The organism is Parabacteroides sp. KHUB-02 (assembly GCF_056640955.1).
Window position 1 is genome coordinate 768,774 of record NZ_JBWQEV010000001.1, and the last position, 22,458, is coordinate 791,231.

The 22,458-nt window shown below is 41.9% G+C and carries 17 protein-coding genes and 1 pseudogene; 10 read left to right on the forward strand and 8 right to left on the reverse strand.

Annotated elements, in window-relative coordinates; genetic code table 11:
- Positions 1 to 12 precede the first annotated feature (12 nt).
- Together ACYIA1_RS03450 and ACYIA1_RS03455 are read left to right on the forward strand one after the other, a co-directional pair.
- Positions 13 to 2,031 carry an alpha amylase C-terminal domain-containing protein gene (locus ACYIA1_RS03450; RefSeq protein ID WP_022192727.1) on the forward strand — a complete coding sequence of 673 codons (2,019 nt, stop codon included), beginning with the start codon at positions 13 to 15 and terminating at the stop codon, positions 2,029 to 2,031.
- Positions 2,032 to 2,053: 22 nt separating this feature from the next.
- Positions 2,054 to 3,031, forward strand: a complete 978-nt coding sequence (locus ACYIA1_RS03455) for a type I phosphomannose isomerase catalytic subunit (protein ID WP_122378939.1) — start codon at positions 2,054 to 2,056, stop codon at positions 3,029 to 3,031.
- Between the two features lie 94 nt (positions 3,032 to 3,125).
- On the opposite strand, the pseudogene ACYIA1_RS03460 reads toward ACYIA1_RS03455, so the two are convergent.
- The 6 genes and pseudogenes from ACYIA1_RS03460 to hcp form a co-directional block, all read right to left on the reverse strand.
- Positions 3,126 to 3,980 (reverse strand): annotated as a pseudogene (locus ACYIA1_RS03460) (IS3 family transposase); the annotation flags it as partial.
- Positions 3,977 to 4,486: a helix-turn-helix domain-containing protein gene (locus ACYIA1_RS03465; protein ID WP_052647234.1), complete on the reverse strand. Its 510-nt coding sequence runs from the start codon at positions 4,484 to 4,486 to the stop codon at positions 3,977 to 3,979. The gene ACYIA1_RS03465 and the pseudogene ACYIA1_RS03460, both read right to left, overlap by 4 nt.
- A 53-nt stretch (positions 4,487 to 4,539) precedes the next feature.
- Positions 4,540 to 5,112, reverse strand: a complete 573-nt coding sequence (locus ACYIA1_RS03470; RefSeq protein ID WP_480334388.1) for a DNA-3-methyladenine glycosylase I — start codon at positions 5,110 to 5,112, stop codon at positions 4,540 to 4,542.
- Between the two features lie 2 nt (positions 5,113 to 5,114).
- Positions 5,115 to 6,062 (reverse strand): ketopantoate reductase family protein, encoded by a 948-nt coding sequence (locus ACYIA1_RS03475; RefSeq protein WP_005866241.1) that lies wholly within the window; start codon positions 6,060 to 6,062, stop codon positions 5,115 to 5,117.
- A 49-nt stretch (positions 6,063 to 6,111) separates the two neighbouring features.
- Positions 6,112 to 6,969, reverse strand: coding sequence for a pyridoxamine kinase (locus tag ACYIA1_RS03480; protein WP_005866243.1), 858 nt, complete (start codon positions 6,967 to 6,969; stop codon positions 6,112 to 6,114).
- Between the two features lie 55 nt (positions 6,970 to 7,024).
- The gene (gene hcp, locus ACYIA1_RS03485; protein WP_005866246.1) at positions 7,025 to 8,671 is read right to left on the reverse strand and encodes a hydroxylamine reductase; all 1,647 of its coding nucleotides are present in this window, start codon (positions 8,669 to 8,671) and stop codon (positions 7,025 to 7,027) included.
- Positions 8,672 to 8,785: 114 nt separating this feature from the next.
- On the opposite strand from hcp, the gene ACYIA1_RS03490 reads away from it, so the two are divergent.
- The 7 genes from ACYIA1_RS03490 to ACYIA1_RS03520 all read left to right on the forward strand — a co-directional run bounded on the left by ACYIA1_RS03490 (position 8,786) and on the right by ACYIA1_RS03520 (position 19,439).
- Positions 8,786 to 9,430 carry a Crp/Fnr family transcriptional regulator gene (locus tag ACYIA1_RS03490; protein WP_005866248.1) on the forward strand — a complete coding sequence of 215 codons (645 nt, stop codon included), beginning with the start codon at positions 8,786 to 8,788 and terminating at the stop codon, positions 9,428 to 9,430.
- An 87-nt stretch (positions 9,431 to 9,517) separates the two neighbouring features.
- On the forward strand, positions 9,518 to 10,477 hold the full coding sequence (locus tag ACYIA1_RS03495) for a hypothetical protein (protein ID WP_005866250.1): 960 nt from the start codon (positions 9,518 to 9,520) through the stop codon (positions 10,475 to 10,477).
- A 237-nt stretch (positions 10,478 to 10,714) separates the two neighbouring features.
- The gene (locus ACYIA1_RS03500; RefSeq protein WP_413639454.1) at positions 10,715 to 11,674 is read left to right on the forward strand and encodes a hypothetical protein; all 960 of its coding nucleotides are present in this window, start codon (positions 10,715 to 10,717) and stop codon (positions 11,672 to 11,674) included.
- Between the two features lie 338 nt (positions 11,675 to 12,012).
- The gene (locus ACYIA1_RS03505) at positions 12,013 to 14,799 is read left to right on the forward strand and encodes a fimbrial protein (RefSeq protein ID WP_005866256.1); all 2,787 of its coding nucleotides are present in this window, start codon (positions 12,013 to 12,015) and stop codon (positions 14,797 to 14,799) included.
- Positions 14,796 to 16,604 (forward strand): hypothetical protein, encoded by a 1,809-nt coding sequence (locus ACYIA1_RS03510; protein WP_034530409.1) that lies wholly within the window; start codon positions 14,796 to 14,798, stop codon positions 16,602 to 16,604. The genes ACYIA1_RS03505 and ACYIA1_RS03510 overlap by 4 nt, the downstream gene beginning before the upstream one ends.
- Before the next feature lie 61 nt (positions 16,605 to 16,665).
- Entirely contained in the window at positions 16,666 to 18,342 is a 1,677-nt protein-coding gene (locus ACYIA1_RS03515; RefSeq protein ID WP_008778117.1) for an Mfa1 family fimbria major subunit, read from the forward strand.
- A gap of 116 nt (positions 18,343 to 18,458) precedes the next feature.
- Positions 18,459 to 19,439, forward strand: a complete 981-nt coding sequence (locus ACYIA1_RS03520; protein ID WP_170105511.1) for a FimB/Mfa2 family fimbrial subunit — start codon at positions 18,459 to 18,461, stop codon at positions 19,437 to 19,439.
- 7 nt (positions 19,440 to 19,446) lie between these two features.
- On the opposite strand, the gene ACYIA1_RS03525 is transcribed toward ACYIA1_RS03520, so the two are convergent.
- Both ACYIA1_RS03525 and ACYIA1_RS03530 read right to left on the reverse strand, forming a co-directional pair.
- Positions 19,447 to 20,037 carry a Crp/Fnr family transcriptional regulator gene (locus ACYIA1_RS03525; RefSeq protein WP_008779579.1) on the reverse strand — a complete coding sequence of 197 codons (591 nt, stop codon included), beginning with the start codon at positions 20,035 to 20,037 and terminating at the stop codon, positions 19,447 to 19,449.
- Positions 20,034 to 21,383 (reverse strand): MATE family efflux transporter, encoded by a 1,350-nt coding sequence (locus tag ACYIA1_RS03530; protein ID WP_250788520.1) that lies wholly within the window; start codon positions 21,381 to 21,383, stop codon positions 20,034 to 20,036. Before ACYIA1_RS03530 ends, ACYIA1_RS03525 begins: the two co-directional genes overlap by 4 nt.
- Positions 21,384 to 21,541: 158 nt before the next feature.
- On the opposite strand from ACYIA1_RS03530, the gene ACYIA1_RS03535 reads away from it, so the two are divergent.
- A complete protein-coding gene (locus ACYIA1_RS03535) occupies positions 21,542 to 22,417 on the forward strand; it encodes a DMT family transporter (RefSeq protein WP_250788522.1) in 876 nt (291 codons plus the stop codon).
- Positions 22,418 to 22,458 lie beyond the last annotated feature (41 nt).

Below are 22,458 nucleotides of genomic sequence, written 5' to 3' on the forward strand. Positions count from 1 at the left end.
TTATAATAAATCATGGAGTCTCTAAATCTGATAAAAAATGACCCGTGGCTGGCCCCTTATGAGGCGGCTATAGAAGGCCGGTATCAATACGTGATTGATAAAGAAAAGAGCCTGACGAATAATGGTAAACTAACCTTATCCGAGATGGCTTCCGGATATCTTTATTTTGGGTTACACAAAACCACGAAAGGCTGGGTGTTCCGTGAATGGGCGCCGAATGCTACCGCTATTTATTTGATTGGAACATTCAACGGATGGCAGAAAGATAATAAATACAAGCTTAAACGTAAGGCGAATGGCGTATGGGAGATCGCTTTGACCGATGCGCAGATGTATCATGAGGACTTGTTTAAGTTGCTGGTCGAGTGGGACGGCGGTAGCGGAGAACGTATTCCCGCATGGACTCGCCGGGTGGTGCAAGATGAGCAATCTAAGATATTCAGCGCTCAAGTATGGAACCCGGAGAAACCTTATAAATTCAAGAATAAACGGTTCAAACCTAAGAAGTCTCCCCTTTTGATCTACGAGTGCCATATCGGTATGAGCACCAACGAGGAGAAGGTGGGGACGTATAATGAATTCCGTCAAAATATATTGCCTCGTGTAGCGAAGGATGGTTATAACGCCATTCAGATCATGGCTATACAAGAACATCCCTATTATGGATCGTTCGGCTATCACGTAAGTAGCTTCTTCGCCGCCTCTTCCCGTTTCGGTACGCCGGACGAGTTGAAACAACTGATCGATGAGGCGCACGGGATGGGTCTCGCCGTGATCATGGACATCGTACATAGCCACGCCGTAAAGAACGAGGTGGAGGGATTAGGCCGCTTTGACGGTTCGTATGACCAATATTTCCTGAGTGGCGAACGCCGTGAGCATCCGGCATGGGATTCCCTGTGCTTCAATTATGGAAAGAACGAGGTGCTTCATTTCTTATTGTCGAATTGTAAGTTCTGGCTGGAGGAGTATAAGTTCGATGGTTTCCGTTTCGACGGCGTGACCTCCATGCTTTACTACAGCCATGGCTTGGGCGAGGCTTTCTGTAATTACGGCGATTATTTTAATGGCCACCAAGATGGCGACGCTATCGCTTATCTAACCTTGGCCAATAAATTGATCCATGAGGTGAATCCGGGCGCTATAACGATCGCCGAGGAGGTGAGTGGCATGCCGGGTTTGGCGGCTAAGATAGAGGATGGTGGTTATGGCTTTGATTATCGCATGGCTATGAACATCCCGGACTATTGGATCAAGACGATCAAGGAAAAGAAAGATGAGGATTGGCATCCGTCTTCGATCTGGTGGGAGACGACGAACCGTCGTGCCGATGAGAAGACGATCAGTTATGCCGAGAGCCACGATCAAGCCTTGGTGGGTGATAAGACGATCATCTTCCGCTTGATCGACGCCGATATGTATTGGCATATGCAAAAAGATGACCATAATTTCATGGTAGATAGAGGTATCGCCTTGCATAAGATGATCCGTTTGGTTACGGCTTCTACTATTAATGGCGGTTATCTGAACTTTATGGGAAATGAGTTCGGGCATCCGGAATGGATCGACTTCCCGAGGGAGGGCAATGGATGGTCTTATAAATACGCTCGCCGCCAATGGGATTTGGTGGACAACTTGGATTTGAAGTACCATTTCTTGGGCGATTTCGACCGTGAGATGTTGGAATTGATCGGGGATGTGAAGAATTTCCAAGATACCCCTATCCAGAAGGTTTGGGATAATGATGGCGATCAGATATTGGCTTATATGCGTAAAGACTTGGTTTTTGTGTTCAACTTTAGCCCGACGAAATCGTTCACGGATTACGGTTTCTTAGTTCCGAAGGGAGAATATGAGGTCGTATTGAACACCGACGCTACCCGTTTCGGGGGGTTTGGCTTGGCTGATGATACCATAAGGCATTTCACGCAATTTGATCCGTTATATAAGAAAGAAAAGAAAGAATGGCTGAAACTTTATATCCCGGCACGTAGCGCCGTCGTATTAAGGAAAGTGAAGGTCAAAAAGTAAAACTCTATACACAAAACACGTTATGTTATATCCATTTACATTTAAGCCGATCCTCAAGAAGGTGATTTGGGGCGGTTCAGATATCTGCCCGTTTAAGGGTATTACTCCGGTTGAGAATGGTGTAGGCGAGAGCTGGGAGCTTTCTCATGTTGAGGGAAATTATTCAATCGTCGATAATGGCGAGTTGGAAGGTAAGTCTTTGGATGAGTTGATCCGCTCTTATGGCAAGGAATTGCTGGGAGAGAAGGTGATGGAGAGATTCGGGACGACTTTCCCCTTGCTTATCAAGTTTATCGATGCCCGTGATAATTTATCTATTCAAGTTCACCCGGACGATGAGCTGGCGAAAAAGCGCCACAACTCTTTCGGTAAGACGGAGATGTGGTATGTGATCAAGGCAGAGAAAGGCGCTGGCTTGTATTCCGGTTTCTCTGAGCAAATCGACGCAGAGGAATACGTGAAACGGGTGGAGAACAATACGATCATGGATGTGCTTCAACGTTACGACGTAAATGAAGGTGATGTATTTTTCTTGCCGGCGGGACGTGTGCATGCGATCGGAGCGGGTTGTTTTATCGCCGAGATCCAGCAGACCAGTAATATCACGTATCGTATTTACGATTACAACCGTAAAGATGTGAACGGTAATGGCCGTGAGCTGCATACGGAATTGGCGAAAGACGCTATCGATTATACGTTGTATCCGGATTACCGTACTCACTACAAAGGTCATACGAATGCCACGGTAGAGTTGGCGGACTGTAAATATTTCACGACAAACCTTTTGGATCTGGATACGATTATGGTTCGTAATTTCTCGGAACTGGATTCTTTTGTCGTTTACATCTGTATGGCAGGCAAGGCTTCCATCCGTGATAATAAAGGAAACGAGATCTTTGTTCACCAAGGTCAAACTGTCTTGATCCCCGCTGACACGGAGGTTGTAACCATCTCTCCGGCTCCGGGCGCTAAGTTCATGGAGACTTATATCGGTCAATAAGATCGATGCGCTAAATAGTAATGAGAGGGTGTGTCAAATCTAATAAACCGGACTTTTGAAGTGCCCCCCGAAAGTTGGACGTTAAATTCTAATTTTATAAATTCTCTTCATAATGAGCTCGGTATTGTACCGGGCTCATTCCATTTAGCTTCATTTTAATTCTTTTCTTATTGTACCAATCAATATATTGCTCAAGTTCCTCTTTGAACTCCTGCATGGATTTAAACTCCCTGGAGTATAAGAGTTCGGATTTCATAATCCCAAAGAAGTTTTCCATGACAGAGTTATCCAAACAATTCCCCTTTCTGGACATACTTTGTATTATCCCGTGTTGGGCCAATGCATTCTGATAGTCTTTATGTTGATACTGCCATCCTTGATCAGAGTGCAACAGGATTTTATTCCCTGCCGGTGCTTTGTCTGTAATAGCAAAAACATCCTTCAACATTTTGTTTATTTGTTCTAAATCTGCTCTGTCAGATACATTATAACTAAGTATTTCTCCATTAAACATATCTATTATAGGCGACAAAAAACTTTTTTGTTGACCAATTGATATTTGTGACACATCTGTGGCAAGTTTACTATAAGGGCAATCTGCCTTAAAATCCCTATTGAGGATATTTGGTGCAATTTTGCCGACAGTTCCTTTATAGGAGCGATACCGCTTTTTGCGTATCAGACACTTGATTCCCAAATCCTGCATCAGTTTCTCTACCGTCTTGTGATTTATAACATATCCATCATTACGTAATTGCAAGGTGATGCGGCGATAACCATAGCGTCCTTTGCTTTCCTGAAAGATTTCCTTTATACGTTTCTTTTCCTCTTTATATTTTGAGGTATTGCCAAGTCGTTTAAGGTGGTAATAAAACGTAGAACGAGCCATTCCTTTAATCTCTAACAATAGGTCGAGACCATATTCCGGCCTTAATGAATGGATGACTAGAGACCAGAGTCTTTCGTTTTGGCCCTTTTTTCTTCCATTAAGGCCTTTGCTTTTTTTAGCAAGGCGTTCTCTGCCCGCAGGCGTAAGTTTTCAGCCTGGAGCTTTTCTAATTCCGTTTGAGGTTCTTTCTTTTTTGGTCGTCCCATATTCTTGATTGGTCGCCCTCGCTGCTTATGACGGTACAATTCTTCATATCCTCCAGATTTGTATTGCTGTATCCAACGGCAAATACTGGAATGACTGACGTCATACTTCACGCAAAGCTGCCACAAAGGTAAGCAATCTTCCTCATACTCCTTGATTATTTGCAACTTCAATGCCAAACTTATAACGGTTTTCTTGTAATTTTCTAAACCGTCAATGCCATATTTCTTATATCTTCCAAAAAGAATATATAAATAATAATCGCTGACATGAAAACGAGTCATCAACTCAACCATGCTGGCTCCCTCTTCATGAAGACGGAGGATTTCTTGTTTTTCTGCTAATGTGTGATGTCTTGACATAAATAAACCCCGAAAGTTTTTTGTCCAACTTTCGAGGGGCACTTCACTTTTTATTATCCTTTCCTGCAAACGCAGTCTATCAGATGATCATTGATAAATCCCGAAGCCTGTAGGTGGGCGTAACAAATTGTAGGTCCGAAGAATTTGAAGCCCCTCTTCTTCATGTCCTTGCTCATGGCTTCGGATTCAGGCGACGTGACAGGGATCTCGCTCAATGACCGGAATGTGTTGATAATCGGTTTTCTGTCGGGAAAGAATGACAGGGTGTAATTGTAAAAGCTGCCGAACTCCTTTTGTATGGCGAGGAACAGCCTTGCGTTTGTGATTGTGGATTTGATTTTCTGGCGGTTTTTCACGATACCCTCAAACCGCATCAACCGTTCAACATCCTCATCGGTCATTTGCGCTACCCGTTCGGTGTCGAAGTCACAAAAAGCCTTACGATATCCCTCACGCTTCCGAAGGATTGTTATCCAACTCAATCCGGCTTGAGAGCTTTCCAATACAAGAAACTCGAACAGTGTTTTATCGTCAGTCACCAACTTTCCCCACTCTTGATCGTGGTACGCCATATACAACTCGTCAGTTCCGCACCAACCACAACGCCCGTTTATTATATTTTGCATAATTATGATATTTCTGTTTTCTTCGGATAGGGATAAAAAGACAATCCGTTATACATAAATCGATAAGTAGGGACATCAACGCCGAGCTTCTCCGCTTGACGAATTACATATCCTGTCAATGTTTCCAACTCTGTTTTTTTCCCGGCGAGAAAATCACTATGCATGGAAGTCGTGGAGCCGGCCGGCATCATCTTTTGCATCTCGATGGAAGTATAGACGATGTCATCGGGTAAACGGACTCCCATAGCCTCCGCTACGCTTTTTAATTCCGTACCCAAAGCGATGAACAGGTCGATATGTTGGGCTAGTACTTCATCAATGGGCTGGTTGAAGAAACTCGTAGCCGTAGCCGCCGTAGAGATCATGAAGAATTTCTTCCAGATGCGTAGGTCTATATCCGCTGGATTAAAAGCGTTTAACCGGGCATACATAAGTAATTTAAGCAACTCGGTTTGCTTATCTTTGTTTGCATCTTTGTTACCGAAGAAAATACGTTCTTTCAAGGAGAATTTCTCGATAACACCCGGCTCTGTCAAGCGGGAACCGATGTAAACACATCCTTTCCAGACCTCTTGTTCGGGTAGTATATTATGGATTCGTTCTTCGATATCCAATCCGTTTAGCAAGGGGATGATAACGGTCTCAGGTCCGATAACAGGCTTTAGCTGCTGGATGTTTTCTTCTAGATCGTAACTTTTTGTACAACAGAAAAGGTAGTCTACCGGCCCTATCTCGGCGGGATTATCGGTGGCTAGTGCCGGAGCCGTATGGATTGTCCGGATGCCTAGTTGCATTTGTAAACCGTTTTCACGGATAGCCTTTAGATTTTCTCCACGGGCGATAAAAAAGATATCTGCTTTTATTGTTCCTTGATAGCGGGCGGCGACCATACCTCCGTAATAACCACCCACCGCACCGATACCAGAAAACGCTATTCTTAATTTAGCCATACTATTATATTCCTTTTATTTGCAAATATGAGAAAAAAAAGGCTCTCATTTATATCAGTTTCAGTTCTTTTAGTAAATCCGGAATGGATTGTTCGAAGTTCACGCCAAAGCGATAATCCGTTTGCGCCTTGAATGTTCGAAGAATACTTTCTGTCGTGAAGCGAACGGCTATTTCCGCAGATCTCTCCAAGTTGAAATTATTTAACAAACCGGACAGTAAAGCACTTGCGAAAACATCTCCCGTACCATGATAATAACCGGGTATTTTCTCTGTTAAAACATACTCTGTCGCATTTCGTTCCATATCGAAAGTGGCGGCTCCCAGTTCTTTCTCGTCGAAATAGACACCGGTCAAGACAACTTGCTTAGGGCCTAGCTGACTTAGTTTATGTAAAATACCATCGATATAAGCTTTGGTATAGGGACCTGCTTGGTAGGGTTCGCCCAACAATAATGCGGCCTCCGTCAGGTTCGGTACGATAATGTCCGCTTTTTCACAAAGGGATCTCATTCCTTTGGCGAATTTAGGGGTGAATATCTTGTATAGTTCTCCGTTATCGCCCATGACAGGATCGACTAGAATCAGGTTATCTTCCCGCTTGAAAAGGGAGAAGAACTCTTTTACGATATCTAATTGCTCGAAAGATCCAAGAAAGCCGCTGTAGACGGCGTCGAAACGGATATCCAATTCTTTCCAATGCTTCATGAACGGACGCATATCTTCCGTCAAGTCTCTATAAGTATAGCCGAGAATACCTCCTGTGTGTGTAGAAAGTATGGCCGTAGGTAAGGCGCTTGTCTCTATTCCTGCCGCCGAGAGGATCGGGAGGGCAACTGTCAATGAACATTTGCCAAATCCCGATAGGTCATGAATGGCGGCTACTCTTTTTTGTTGTTCCTTATTCATCTTGAATCGATTAAAATGTGATAGGAAAACAAGAGCGGATCGGGAAAGGTTTATTTTACTTTCCTAGAAATAGTTCCATGTCTTCGTCCACGCTACCTATTCCGGCGATCCCGAAATTATCGACCAATACTTTGGCTACATTCGGCGACAAGAACGCTGGCAATGTCGGTCCTAAGTGAATGTTTTTTACGCCTAGGTAGAGTAGGGCGAGTAATACGATTACCGCTTTTTGCTCGTACCATGCGATATTGTATGCGATAGGTAATTCATTGACATCATCCAGCCCGAAGATCTCTTTTAACTTGAGGGCGATCATCACCAATGAGTAACTGTCATTACATTGTCCGGCATCTAATACCCGTGGAATACCTCTGATCTCCCCCAAAGGCAGTTTGTTGTAACGATATTTGGCACAACCGGCGGTTAATATGACGGTATCTTTCGGTAATTTCTCGGCGAATTCGGTATAGTAGCTACGGCTCTTCATTCTTCCGTCGCAACCTGCCATGACAAAGAATTTACGTATCGCTCCTGATTTTACGGCATCGATAACCTTGTCGGCTAATTGGAATACCTGCTCATGAGCGAATCCACCGATGATCTCCCCATGTTCGATTTCCGTTGGAGGGGCGCATTTCTTTGCGTGTTCGATTAACGCAGAGAAATCCTTAGAGCCTCCGGGCTTACGATCGGCGATATGTGGGAATCCTTCGAACCCGGTAGAGCCGGTCGTATAGACCCGATCGGCATAAGTGGCGGAAGAACGGGGAGGGACAAGGCAGTTGGTCGTAAACAGGATAACTCCGTTGAATGTCTCGAAATCAGATGTTTGTTTCCACCAGGCGCTACCGTAGTTTCCTACAAAATGCTTATACTTCTTGAAAGCCGGGTAATAATGTGCAGGAAGCATCTCGCTATGTGTATAGACATCTATGCCTGTACCTTCGGTTTGTTCCAGCAAGTCTTGAATGTCTCTCAAGTCGTGCCCACTGATAAGTATACCCGGGTTCTTTCCTACGCCGATATTCACTTTCGTAATTTCCGGGTTGCCATAGGTGGAAGTATTCGCTTTATCTAATAAGGCCATGGCTTTTACTCCGTATTCGCCGCAGGTGAGTACCCATCGGGTTAAATCGGCGACGGTCAGGTCCGATTGAGTCGTTGCGACCAAGGCGTCTTGGATAAAGGCATAGAGGCTGGTATCCTCGAAGCCTAGATTGTAAGCGTGTTCCACGTAGGCAGCCATACCTTTTACCCCATAAGTGAGTAATTCTCGTAGAGAGCGGATATCCTTGTTTTCTGTGGCGAGAATACCTACTTCTTTCGATTTGACCTCCATTTCCTCTACTTTGTCCGATTTCCAAGTCAGACAATCGCAGGTTAAGGATGGATGGATTCCCTGTCGATGTAGCTCGTCGAGAAGGTTCTCCCGTAGCTGATAGGCTTCTTTGATCTTTGATACGAATCTGGATGAATCGAAATTGGCGTTTGTGATGGTCATGAAAAGTCCGTCGACGATAAACTTATTGGCCGTGGATGATTCCACGCCTCGCTTGCGTAAAGTCGTTGTTAGTTTGGAGATTCCCTTCATTAAGTACATCAGTAAATCTTGTAATCCGGCCACTTCGGCGGTCTTACCACATACACCTTTTAATATACAGCCCTTTCCTTGGGCGGTTTCTTGACATTGATAACAGAACATAGCTTTTATTTTATAAGTTTATCGCGAATGTAGGGGATAGAAGATCGTTTAACCTGTAACAGTTGTTACACTCTTTGATTATTTTCTTTATCTTTATCCGCAAAAGGAAGTTTTATGAATCTGAGTTTGTGTCCTATTTGCGGAAAATTGTCTGAGGAAGAGCAAACCGCTCTTTTCAGTTCGTTGGATTATTCGACAAGGTCGTTTAAGAAAGGTGACTGGGTGGCTCGTCAGGGAGATGCCTTATCTTCGCTTTATCTATTGAGTAAAGGACGGGTAAAGACTGAGATGATCACCGAAAGCGGGACAATTCTGGAAGTGGAGACTTTATCGGCGCCTACTCCTTTGGCCTCCGCATTTTTGTTTGCGGAAAATAATCGCTTCCCGGTAGATGTTATCGCCTTGGAGGAATGCGAGATCATTTTAATACCTAAGAATGCGGTGATGCGTTTGCTGGCGACAAACGAGCATTTTCTTCAAAGCTATATGGCTTTTAACGCCAACCGGACACAATTTCTTTCTGAACGTCTTCAATTATTATCGATTAAGACCATTAAAGGTAAACTGGCTTACTATATACTTAAACGTATTCAAGGAGATCATTATAAGCAGGATCGTAATCAAACAGAGCTTTCGGAATATTTTGGAGTGGCCCGTCCTTCATTGGCCCGTAGTTTCTCGGAAATGATAGAGGAAGGGGCTATTTCCCGGGAAGGGAAAATAGTTGATATGAATAAGCTGAAAAGCTACGTGCTTTGAAAATCCATCTACGAATGTACTTGTTCTCGAAACAACTTCCTCTCTATATATGTTACTAGAGTAGATGATTTTTCATTCGACATGGTTATGATGATAAATGAATTAAATACAGGCTTGATTGAAGCTTTAAAAGAAAAACTTCCTCCTAAGACAAATTTGGCGAATCTGTTGATGGATACCCTTTATATTGGCAGAGAAGCCATTTATAGGCGCTTACGTGGCGAGGTTCCTTTCACCTTGGAAGAGGCAGCTCTTATCTCAAGGAAATTGGGTGTGTCATTGGATAAAATAGTAGGGGTTAGTTTTAGTGCCAATGCCGTGTTCGACTTGAATGTGGTAGATCACGATGATCCTTTTAATGCTTATTTTACGATCTTGTCTAGATATGTGAAGATCTTTAGGGCCTTTCAGGATGATCCTACTACGGCTTTGGGTACCTCTTCCAATACTATTCCTCAGATCCTTTATTTGAAGCATGACCTTTTGTCAAAGTTTCGTTTATTTAAGTGGATGTATCAGAATAAGCATATCCAATGCAATCATTTTGAGAATCTGAAGATACCGGAAAAACTGGTTGATACCCAAAGAGAATTTGTATCGTTGACACAGTATATCCATTCTACGGATTATATTTGGGATAATATGATCTTCCATCATTTGGTCAATGACATTAAATATTTCTCCGATATCCATCTTATTTCCTGTGAGGATATACAACGTATCAAAGAGGAGTTATTAGTGTTGGTGGATGAATTGGAAGAACTTGCCATGAGAGGAAAGACCGAGGCTGGCAATAGTGTACGAATTTATGTATCGCATATTAACTTTGAGGCTACGTATAGTTATCTGGAAACAAGTTCTTTGCAGTTAAGTATGATACGGGTTTACTCGATAAATTCTATTACGACACAGGATTCTGAGATGTTTAATAGCTTGAAAGACTGGATTCAATCTTTAAAAAAGTTCTCTACCATGATCTCCGAGAGTGGAGAGATGCAACGTATCCAGTTTTTCAATAGACAAAGGGAGATTATAAATACGCTTTAGGGTTTGAACCTGTTTCGATAAATGAAACAACCTAGATCTTCCGATTGTGCGATTCGAAATTTATAGGTGCTTTTTTAGTTTAATTTCGTTTTCTATCTTTTTCTGTCTGTGTTTGCTTTAATTAGAAAAGGAACAATTCTCATAGGCTTGCTTTATCGTACAAAACTATCGTTTACATGTTTTACATTTGCCAAATGTATCAAGGAATATTAATAGTTGGAAATAAGGTATAAGGCAATGAAAGATAGTATTGTAAATGAATTGATAACCGCAATGAAAGATAGGTTTCCTCCCGGACAAAATCTTGCTAATTTCTTGACGGATACTTTATGTATCGGGAGAGAGGCGGTGTACCGCAGGCTTTGGGGAGAGGTCGCTTTTACGATTGATGAGGTTGCGCAAATTTCCTATAAGTTGGGGATCTCCATAGATCAGATCATAGGAAATCACTTGCATAATAGAGTGACTTTCGATATGAACTTGCTCCGGTCTGCCAATGCGATAGAAAGTTATTATGAGATTATTGATCGTTACTTACGGATATTTGACTATGTGAAAGGAGATAAGAGTACGGAGGTTTGTACGGCATCGAATGTTTTGCCTTTTACGCTTTATTCCTCTTTTGAATATCTGTCTAAGTTCCGTCTTTGCCGCTGGTTATATCATCATGGACAGATAAAGACTCCAAATTCTCTATATGGGATGGTGGTGGAAGAACGAATTATAAATGTACATAAAAAATTAAGTTATAGCGTAAAGAATTGTCCGAAAACCAGTTTTATCTGGGATATGAATATTTTTGTTTCTTTCGTGAAAGAGGTCCAATACTTTGCTTGCCTGAATTTGATATCGAAAGAGGATGTTCTGTGCTTGAAAGAGGAACTTTATCAATTACTTACTCATATGGAGGCTTTATCTATCACAGGAGAGTTCAGTGAGGGCCATAAGGTGTTTTTCTACTTATCAAGCATTGATTTTGAGGCAACCTATACTTATATAGAGAAGCTGGATTTCCAAATTAGTATGCTACGAGTTTATTCAATCAATTCTATGGACTCCCAAAGTCCGCAGATTTGTAAAATGCAACGAGATTGGATTCAGGCATTGAAACGCCATTCTATCCTAATATCCGAAAGTGGAGAGGCACAACGTATCGATTTTATAAAAAGACAGAGATCGGTTATTGATATATTATAATTATAGATAAGACGAAATATAACGGACCTAATTTCTACATAAATGAATATTATAAGGGATGTTTATTGAGCCTTTAAGCGATCTTTCGTTTAAGGGCTTTTTCGTGGATTCTTATTAATGTGATTTGTTTCGATAATCGGAACTGTTTGATAAGAGTCTTGCGTATAATAGAAAAATAGAGCCTTTTGATCTTGTTTTTCTGGAAACTGTAACGGCCTGAAAAATAATTGCATAATTAGATGTAAACTGTGATTCATATTGTCATTATTGGGTGCATATTTAGTTTATTGTGACTTTTTATATCGTGATATTTGCATTATAACATTAGAGCAATTTTTATGATAGTGGAAGAGTGTAAAATATATAAAGGTTTCGTGGCAGTCTTGTTATTGATAATCCTTTTCTCATGTACGGATGAGACAATGATTAGCGGTAATGTGGAAGGAGCCTATATTTCTATTAGGAATATAGATTCTCAAAATACGACTCATTCGGGTAGCGAAGAGGACTACGACGTGAATACGCTTCGTGTTTTGGCTTTCAATAAGACAACGGGAGCATGCATATCTAATATTCACTATAGTAAGAATCAATGGATAGAAAATATCATCCGGCATCCAATCGTAGCTGGGAATTATGATTTCGTATTTTTGGCGAATGAACCGACGGATAACGTTATAGCCAATAAACTGAACACTCTTTCACGTTATGACGATTTGAATCTTATCGCTTATCCCGCAAGCTCTTTTTCTTCGGAGAAATCGATCCCAATGATGCAGGAAATAAATAACGTAGAGGTTTTACCAAAAGGTAAAGGGGCTAAATTGAGTGATGGGACAACGGTTTCTTTATTACAACTGGCCCTTAATCGTCTGGGAGTTCGAGTAGATGTTGTTTTGGAGGCGGCAGATAATTTCGATGATATTTTTAATGGAGTTATATTTAGTGGTATCCCTAATTTGATCCCATTGACAGCTCAATATAGTGGCTCTACTATTGAGAGGAATGTAACACGTAATTTTACATTGAGAGAAGATGGTGATTATTTCTCCTCTGTTACTCCAAATATTCCCGGAATGAATTGGGCTCGGAAGATCACTCGTATTATTTTGCCCTCTAATGAGTTGGAGAGAAAGAACGATCCGGCAAATGCGGTGGTTTTTACGGTAGATATGGAGGATAGCTATAATCCCTCCTGTGAGTTGAAAATAAACTCAGAGCCGGTTGATTATAACTTACCTAAAAATACGAAGCTAGATCTTACCGGGATCATTAAACAACCCTTGGAGATGAATATACAGGCATCGGATTGGGATTCAATAGCAAATGATTGGAATATATCTGGTAATAGAGTGCTAAATGTGTCACATACGGAGGTCGATATTACCGATTTTAACGGGGCACGAATCTCTTTCTCGTCCAATATGCCGGTTGTGAGGATTTTTGATAAAGTAAAAGTGCTAAGTACAAACACTTATAAGGAAACGAATGAGGTGTTTAACGCTTTGTCGAGTCAAGAGTGGCAGCCGAACGCTGATGAGAGGATTTCGTATGATCCGAGTACTGGAGCGGGCTATATGGATATCTTACTTGATTTGCCAAACTATATTATAGGTAAGGAAACCTATGAGATTACATTGATGGCTGCGGAAGATTTCTCGGGGAAGAACGCTATTCGTAGAACGATAACCGTAAAGGTCAGTCAATATGGAAATCGTTATCCGTTTGATATTAATTCAACGAATCATCTATGGTCTAACCCTTATGTAGGGGCTTTCTATAAGGATGATGAAAGTGGAGAAAGGATAATTAGTGGGAACAAGTGGAGTTATTGGTATCAGTGGCGTGTGGAAGTTCCAACCGAATATCAGGATTTTATAGTGATAAGCTCGACACCTAGCTTTGATCCTAACGTTGGAACAGGTTCTCCGGGAGATCCGGAAGACTATCCGGTTATTCCTAATTCACAGAAAGGTGAGACAGGCAGTTTTGTACAAGGAAGAGGACGTGTTTACTTCCGGATAGGATTGAAGAGCAAGAATCCTAGAAAAGGAGTGCCTAGATATGGTGTCGTAAAGCTTTCTTATACGGAAAATGGGACGACTTACGAAACTGATTTATATGTCCGCCAAGGAGAGGCTCCTGATTATATAATGCGGAGGGGTACAAACGAGGGGCCGGATTTAGGTGTAAAATTTAGTGCGTACAATTTGACAGCTCGGTCATTCTTAAATGATGTTGATACAAAGGATGAATGGAGGCAGATAGATAAAAGCACTGATCAAGTTGATTTTGTTAAGTATCCGACTCAAGCCGGCGCTCATTTTCAATGGGGATTACCGGTAGCATATGCTTCTTTAGCACTTCGTGCGTATCACCCTACCAACGTGAATAATAAGAGTGCTACGTGGGAGTTATCGGAATGGCCGATAAGACGTATTGAGACTCCCACTTTTTGGGATGCTACGAGCGGGGATAAACTGAAAGATTATTACGAGATCTGTCCCCCGGGTTATCATCGTCCAAGCGACGGTCCCTTGGATAGGATTGTGTTGAATAGTTATACCTATAATGATGTATATAAATCCGAGATAAGAATGTCGTTATTCCGTAATCCAATGAAAGGGGATGGAAATTGGGTGACGGCTGAAAAACCGATTGATCCACAGAATAAACCGGAGAAATATATCCCTAAGATTCTGGAAGAGATCAAGTACGGATTCTATGCGGATGGTTTTTTCGACAGGCGTCCTATCGTGGAAAGAGATATGATCGATGGCATAGAAAGAGGTTCGGGGAAGGTCAGTAAGTATAAAGGAGTGTCTTTAGATACGACGGAAGCGGCTTATGGGGGTGTCTTGATATTTAATCCGGACAATAACGCCTCTATTTTCTTTCCGGCCGCAGGCCGAAGATGGCATACGGATGGTAGTTTGGAATATGCGAGTGAGACAGGGTATTATTGGTCTTCTTCAGCGGCTCCGGGGTGGACTGATACGTCAAGTGGAGAAGAGAAAGGTTCTGCTCACGGTAATATTTGGGGGATAGAGTATAATTATTTAGCGACAACTCCCAAGTCTTCGAGTCATCAATTTGGTTTTACAATTCGTTGCGTGAAAGAATGAGAATAATTAGTATACATATGATCGGTTTTTGGGCTCTGTTATCCCTATTAATGCTATCTGGCTGTGAGCATGAATTTGCTTTGTCTGAACAGGTAGGAGAGGAAGAAGTCTTTTCTGAAAAAGTACAGCTGGAGATTTTCGCCCGTGCTAATTCGTACCATCTCCCGTCAACAAAAGGACTTATGGATGAGGGTACGGTGGGTAAGAACCCATGGATGTTTGTTTTCAAAGGAGAAGGGCCTAACGCTACTTTTGTGGAAGCCGTGCAAGCCTTTGAATTAGCGGGAAAAAGATATGTGATATTGACTAAACAATCGAATGACAGTAAATATCAGTTATTGATATTGGCTAATTCACCCGATAGATTTTATTATGGGGATGCGGTTACGGAATATGGATTCGATGAAACTGGATTTTCTGCCCAATTGATGCAAGGTTTGACGACATTGGCTGATTTCTGTACGAATATGCTGACGGCTCCATTGGCGGTACCTTCGGTTTCTGTCATTCCTTATAGTGGTAACGGGCAAGTGATCCCGATGAGTTATTTACTGGAAGTAGATAAGATAGATCATACAACAAAGATCGAGAATACGGACGGAACGCCCTTGATGCTTACCCGGGCGATCGCTAAAATGGTAATTGTCAATAAGGCGACGAACTTTGAGCTAAAGGGAGTTGTGGCGGTTATGAATGTACCTAGGCAAGGACCGTTACATACGCTGGATGGTCTCATTAGGGATAATACCTCTAATTTGACTGAATACAGGAATGATGCTGCTTATTCATCCTTATTGGTTCAGGCAGATTTCATAGATGGGGGGGAGAGTACTGAGAATGATCCAGTCTATTTATATGAGTCTGATATGCGGAATAATACACACTTGATTATTCAAGGTGCGTATGGGGGACGGGATTATTTCTATAAAATGGCGATCGTCAATAAGGATGTCCAGTTAATGGATTTACAACGTAATCATTCTTATCAATTCACTATTGTTACGGCAAAAGGTCCCGGCTATGATACGGTAGAAGATGCAAAAGCCTCTAAACCTTCCAACACAGCTCTGGATTATGAGATCTCAGTTGATAATAGAGACTCATACGAAGTTGTAGCGAACAACGATTTCTTTCTGGGAGTCAGTAATTCGGTATTTATCGCCTATACGAGTGAGGGTGCCAATTTTGAGGTTTTTAAATTGATTACGGATTGCCGGACTCGTTTTCCGAATGCCTGCCGGATTAGTGATAATGGAAACGAGGTCGGCATTGGGGTACCCTTGCTGGTAAACCCATCTAATGGAGCGAGAATACCGATCGTGGATGATACGACATCAGATCCGAATATCACGGCTGTGGAAGCTCAAATATCGAATGGCTTGTTAGATCATGCGTATATCACGCTGAAATTGGGGACTCTCGAAAAGACGGTGCGTATTAGGCAAAGATATGCTATACCGGCGGCTGGAGTGACAATTAAATATATGCCGGCTGCGGATAGCAGCGATAGTTTCGATATGAACTACTATTGTCTTTCCGCATATGTGGAAGATGGGGCGGATGATCCTAAGAGCTGGATAAAGCTGCGTCCTTCCGTCGGCGCTGTACGGGAGGACACGGATAAGATCACGGTTGATGATGGGACAATTTATATTGAAGTCTTGGGGAATACAATGTCCAAACAGAGAAGTGGCATTATATACCTGACTACTATAAAAGATCCCGGTGTATCCTCGAATACTAATTCTGTACAACGTATAAAGTTAAATATTAGTCAATTATCCCAAACGGTCGTGACGGATTAAAAGATGACTAAGAGATAAAAAGTGATAAGTGTTTAGTTAGAAACAGTTTAATTGTTGTAAAATGAAAAAGAAAAGACTTTTTATGTTTGCGCTTGCGACGCTAGTGTTTGCTGCGTGTAGTGATGACCATGCTATTTCGGATGGGAATAGCGATGTAGTAACCGATCCTTCGGGCGATGCGTGGGTGGCTTTGAATATTAAGACTCCCGCCGCCGTTACCCGTGGATTGAATACCCCTAATCAAGAGAATGCGATAACAGGCGAATATGAGATTGAGGATGTTAAAGCGATTTTCTTCGATGGCGATCAAGATGCGAGTCTAGTTACAAAAGTGATAGACCTAAGTACCGGCTCCGGTGATTTGACATCTTCCGGCGCAAGCAGTAGCAGTAAGGCTTTTCAGATTCCGGCTACTTCTAAGACAATACTGATTATCGCGAATCCGGGTGCCGGTTTCTCCAGCGTCGGGGAAGGCTCTAGTTTCGTGGATGTGAACAAGGCGGTGAAGGATGAGTCGATAACAACGAGTGTCGCGAAAACAGGAACATTTTTGATGACAAACTCAAAAGGTCATCTGGAACCTTCGGATAACTCGGGAAATACGATAAACTTAACTCTTTATAAGAGCCAAGATGTCGCGGTAAAGAATCCGCTAGCGATTTATATAGATCGTGTTGTCGCTAAAGTACGTGTATATACCAGCGATGGCGCTATGGATAATAGCACGGCATCGATCTATAGCCCGAAATGGATTCTGAACGTTACTAATAAATGGTATTATCCTGTATCGAGGAGGATTAAGACTTGGAATGAAGATCCTGCCAATACTCCGGATGCTCGCGGTACTTGTGTCACTCCATTCGATAGGTATGAGATCGGTTCATACCGGGTAGACCCGAATTACAACAATACGAATATCGGTGAGTGGAACGAGGCGAATCAAGTGGCGTATACGAATAATTACAATTTTGTGTCTGCTTCGACGAACGCATCTGCCATATCTTGGAATGAGATAAGTTCAGCATCTAATCCCGTTACTGAATATTGTCTGGAGAATACACAAGAAAAAGAGTATAACAACCATGCTTATACGACCCAAGTCCTTTTACAAGCGAACTTTGCGCCGAAGAAACTGAAAAAATTAGATGGCGGTACGGTTGATGTGGGAGAGGGTGAGTCTTGGATGATCGTAAATGGCGTAAGCTATACATATGATACCTTGATGGACTGGATAGAAAATGAGTTGACAAAGAAATATAAGGATGGGAACCCTGACGGTTATCCAACCTCTATATCAACAGCCTTCAACCGGTATGTAAAATACGTGGATTCCTCCAAGGAGGTTACTATTCCAACCGGAGATGAATTTAAGCAATCCGGTCAAAGCGCAGAAACGCAGGCTGCGGCACTTAAACAGAAATTTGTAGACGCAAGGCTTGCCGTAGAGAATAAAGGGGCGGGTAGTTATGGTACGGTCTTTTATTATGATGGTGGTGTAAGTTATTACAAGATCATGATTAAACATGATGACTCGGATAAGGCGATGAATGAGTTTGGAGAGTTTGGGGTTGTGCGTAATTCCGTTTATGATATTAATATCAAGGGATTTAATAATCCGGGTTATCCTACTATTCCGGATCCGGACCCAGATACGCCAGATGAGAATGATGAGACATGGTTGTCTATCCAGATTAACGTGAACCCGTGGACTTGGTATAGCCAAGAGGAGATCTTATGATTTTAGGTTATTAGTTAGGTATCGCAGGTTAGAAAAGGGGAGTTTCCAAACAGTGTTTTTTCCTTCTGGGAACTCCCTTTAATTAGAGTAAGGATTAATTAGAAAAATAGAAAAATATGAAACAGAACCGTCTTATACGTTATACAATTTGGGGAATCCTTATTATCTGTCCGTGGATATTGACCTCTTGCGATATGTTTCATGAGGATCTTCCCGAATGTCGTTTATTTGTCAAGTTTAAGTACGACTATAATATGCTTTTCACGGATGCGTTCCATACGCAGGTGGATAAAGTGGAGCTTTATGTATTTGACAAAGACGGAAAGTTTCTGTTCAGTCAAGTAGAGGAAGGTGAAGCGTTGGCGACAGGCAATTACCAAATGGAGGTAAAGCTTCCGATAGGAGAATACCAATTTCTGGCTTGGGCCGGCGCACGTGACTCCTACGATATTTATACGCCTAGGGGAGAGAATACGATTACTGATATGAGGTTAAGGCTGAAACGTGAGGAGTCTCTTATCATCAGTAAAGAACTGGAGCCTCTTTGGTATGGTTATATCAGTGACGTTGATTTTACAGGGACCAGCCATCAGACTAAGACGATTGATCTGATAAAAGATACGAATAAGATACGGTTTGTTTTTCAAGGTTATTCCGATAGTTATATCCGGGCTACCTCCGGAGATAATTGGAATGTGAACATGAATGATTATGAATATGAGATCATCGAGTCGAATGGCCATCTGGCCTATGACAACTCGTTATTGGAGGATGATGTGTTAAGTTTCCGACCTTATTATATGGAACAAAAGTCATCATCGGCGGCAGCTGTCGAGTTGAACACGATGCGGCTGATGGAAGATCGGCCGACACGTTTTGTCGTAACGGAGAAGTCTACCGGCAAAAAGGTATTCAATATTAATTTGACAGATTTTTTAGCCTTGACTAGTATGGAGGGAAATAATATGGATGTACAAGAATATCTGGATCGCCAAGATAGATATAAGATTATCTTTTTCTTTGCTGATAATACATGGAATGCCGTACAGGTAAATATAAATGGCTGGACATGGTATCTCCAGTCCGAGGGGATATGAAGAGGCTTTACACGATAAAGGTTAAAGAACTAGCTAACTTCGCCCGGATTCTACTTAAGGATTGAGCCGTGACACCTAGATAAGAAGCTATATATTTTAGGGGGACGGATTGGATGATTTCGGGCTGTTTGTCCAATAGAATGGCGTAACGTTCAATGGCGGTTCGTTTGTAAGAACTTAACCATGAAGTCTCGATCTCAAGCATAAAATTCTCTAGAATCCTTCTTCCGATATTTGCTAATTGCACGGAGGATTGAAATAGGATTTCTAGTTTCTGTTTGGATAGGCAATACGCCTCGCTTTCCGTAACGGCTTCTATGGTATAAAGAGAAGGAGAGCCGGAAGTATATCCCCATACCGGGAGTGCGATCTCGCTCTCCACGGCGAACCAAAAGGTATCTTCCGTCCCATCTTTAAATGTATAAGCCCGCCAGATTCCCTTGGATAAGATATACATATTCGTGTTTATCTCACCTTCATGTACGATTATATCTTTGGGGACAAACGACATCATCTCTGCGCTTTCCAGCAATAACTGCATGGCCTGCTCAGAGATTGAAAACCGTTCCATCACTTTCTGGCGAACTTCCTCTTTCATGCTCTTCTACGTTTCAATAGATAGTATACCACTATGATTACAAAAGTAATTAATTCCGACAAAGGTACGGCCAGCCAAATACCTTTAATTCCGCAGACAACAGGTAGGTACATGAAACTTAGGGTGATAATCACGATTCCTCGTAGAATAGTGAATAGCGTAGCGGGTTTGAAACGTTCTATGCTCTGGTAGTACCCGATACAAACGATATTGAGAGCGAAAAAGACATATCCCAAAGAAAAATAGGGAATGCCGGAGACCGCTATCTCGTAAGCGTTGCCATGATTACCGAGAAATAAGGAGGAGACTTCCGGGCAGAATAAAATAGTACCCACGCAGGCGAGTCCTCCGCACACGACAGCGCATAGCAGGGCTAACTTAAACGCCTGCCGTACTCTTTTCCACTGCTGTATGCCATAGTTGTAGCTTATGATCGGCTGGGTAGACTGGGCGATCGCATTGTTCACCATGAATACGATAGGAAAGCAATAACAGGCTACACTATAGGCGGCAACCCCGTCTTCCCCAAGGTATCTCATGAATATATAATTACCCACCAGCATCATACAAGCGATAGCTGCCTCAGTTAAGAACGCGGAAGAACCAAGCTTTACCATGTATCCGATATTGCGGATTGTCAATAAGATACTTTTAAGCGAGAATTTAGGGCGGTAAAGATGTAATACTTTAGAAAAACCTACGATATAAACCACGATCATAATACTTCCTACGATTACGGAAATAGCGGAAGCTAAAGCGGCTCCCATTAATCCCCAATGCAATGGGAAAACGAAAATATAGTCTAATGTTAGGTTTATCAGGGCCGGGATAGCGCTGCATAACATGGCGTATGTAGGTGATCCGTCTAACCGGATAATGAATAACCCGATATTCAATAACATGTAAAAGGCAAGGAACGGGACGATCCAGTTCATATATTCCAATACGGAGGGCAATAATTGTTCGGAACTACCCAATAAAAGAGCGACCTCAGTACGGAATGTCATCACTAACAAGGAAAGCGATAACATAATACATAATGAGACCGAAAGCGCTTGCGTGATATTAATATTCGCTACCTTGACTTTCTGGTGTGAAAGGTGGATCGAGGCGACGATAGATGCGCCTACTCCGAACATAAGCCCGATTCCGGTTGCTAACATGAAAAAAGGAGCCACGATATTTACCGCAGCCAAGGCGTCACTTCCTACGCCTCTTCCTACGAATATTCCATCGGCGATATTAATAGTGGCGGAAAGGACCATACCTAATAAGGTAGGGATAAACATCATACGGAACAACTTCGGAATGTTCATTGTTCCAAAATCAATACTGTCTTGCATCATCAGTTTCTTTTCTTTTTATTTTTGCGGCACAAAAGTAGGCTTCTCCATTTAGAAAAAAGTTACCATTAGGGTAAAAAACGGAGTATTTATCAAGTTTGAATTCGATAGCTTATATTTCCTTTGTACATTTGTCCATAATTAAATATTATAGTGACATAATGAAAGACGCATTTATAAAACTGCATATATCTATTATTTTGGCAGGTGCGACGGGCATATTTGGAAAATTGATTAGCTTGAATGAAGCCCTATTGGTCTGGTATCGTATGATGCTTGCGTCTTTGTTGTTTTTACTCGTTTTATCCGTCGGCAAAAGATTGAATCGAATTTCTTTCGGGGATGCCTTGAGAATAGGGGGAGTAGGGTTATTGCTGGGATTGCATTGGGTTTTCTTTTATGGAAGTATAAAGGCTTCGAATGTGTCTATTGGAGTGGTTTGTTTTTCTCTGGTAGGTTTCTTTACGGCTTTTCTAGAACCATTGGTTAATTGTCATAGAGTGTCTTTCAAGGAGGTTGTTTTTAGTTTGTTGACTTTATTCGGGGTGGTGCTGATTTTCCATTTCGATACTCGCTATCGTTTAGGAATAGGTTTGGGTATTATATCATCCGCTTTAGCGGCTTTGTTCACGATCACGAATAAGAAGATCGGAAATAATTATTCAACAAGTACCATGCTCTTGTATGAAATGGTAGGTGGCTTTATCGGGCTTTCCTGTATTTTACCGTTCTATTTGCGATATTTTCCTGTATCGACGATTGTTCCCGGGCTATTAGATTTTACTTATTTATTGCTTTTAGCTTCTGTTTGTACGATTGGTTTGTATTTACTTCAGATACAAGTCCTGAAAAAGATCTCTGCGTTCACGGTAAACTTGAGTTATAATCTGGAACCTATTTATAGCATTATCTTGGCTATGCTTCTTTTTAGTGAGGCTAAAGAGTTGAACGCCGCTTTTTATATAGGGCTAGGGGTAATAATATTGTCTGTCATCTTACAAACACTAAGTGTTATTCGATCAAACAAGAAGATTTAGTGTAGGTAACAAAAAATCTAAAAAGTCCCACAAATCCAACG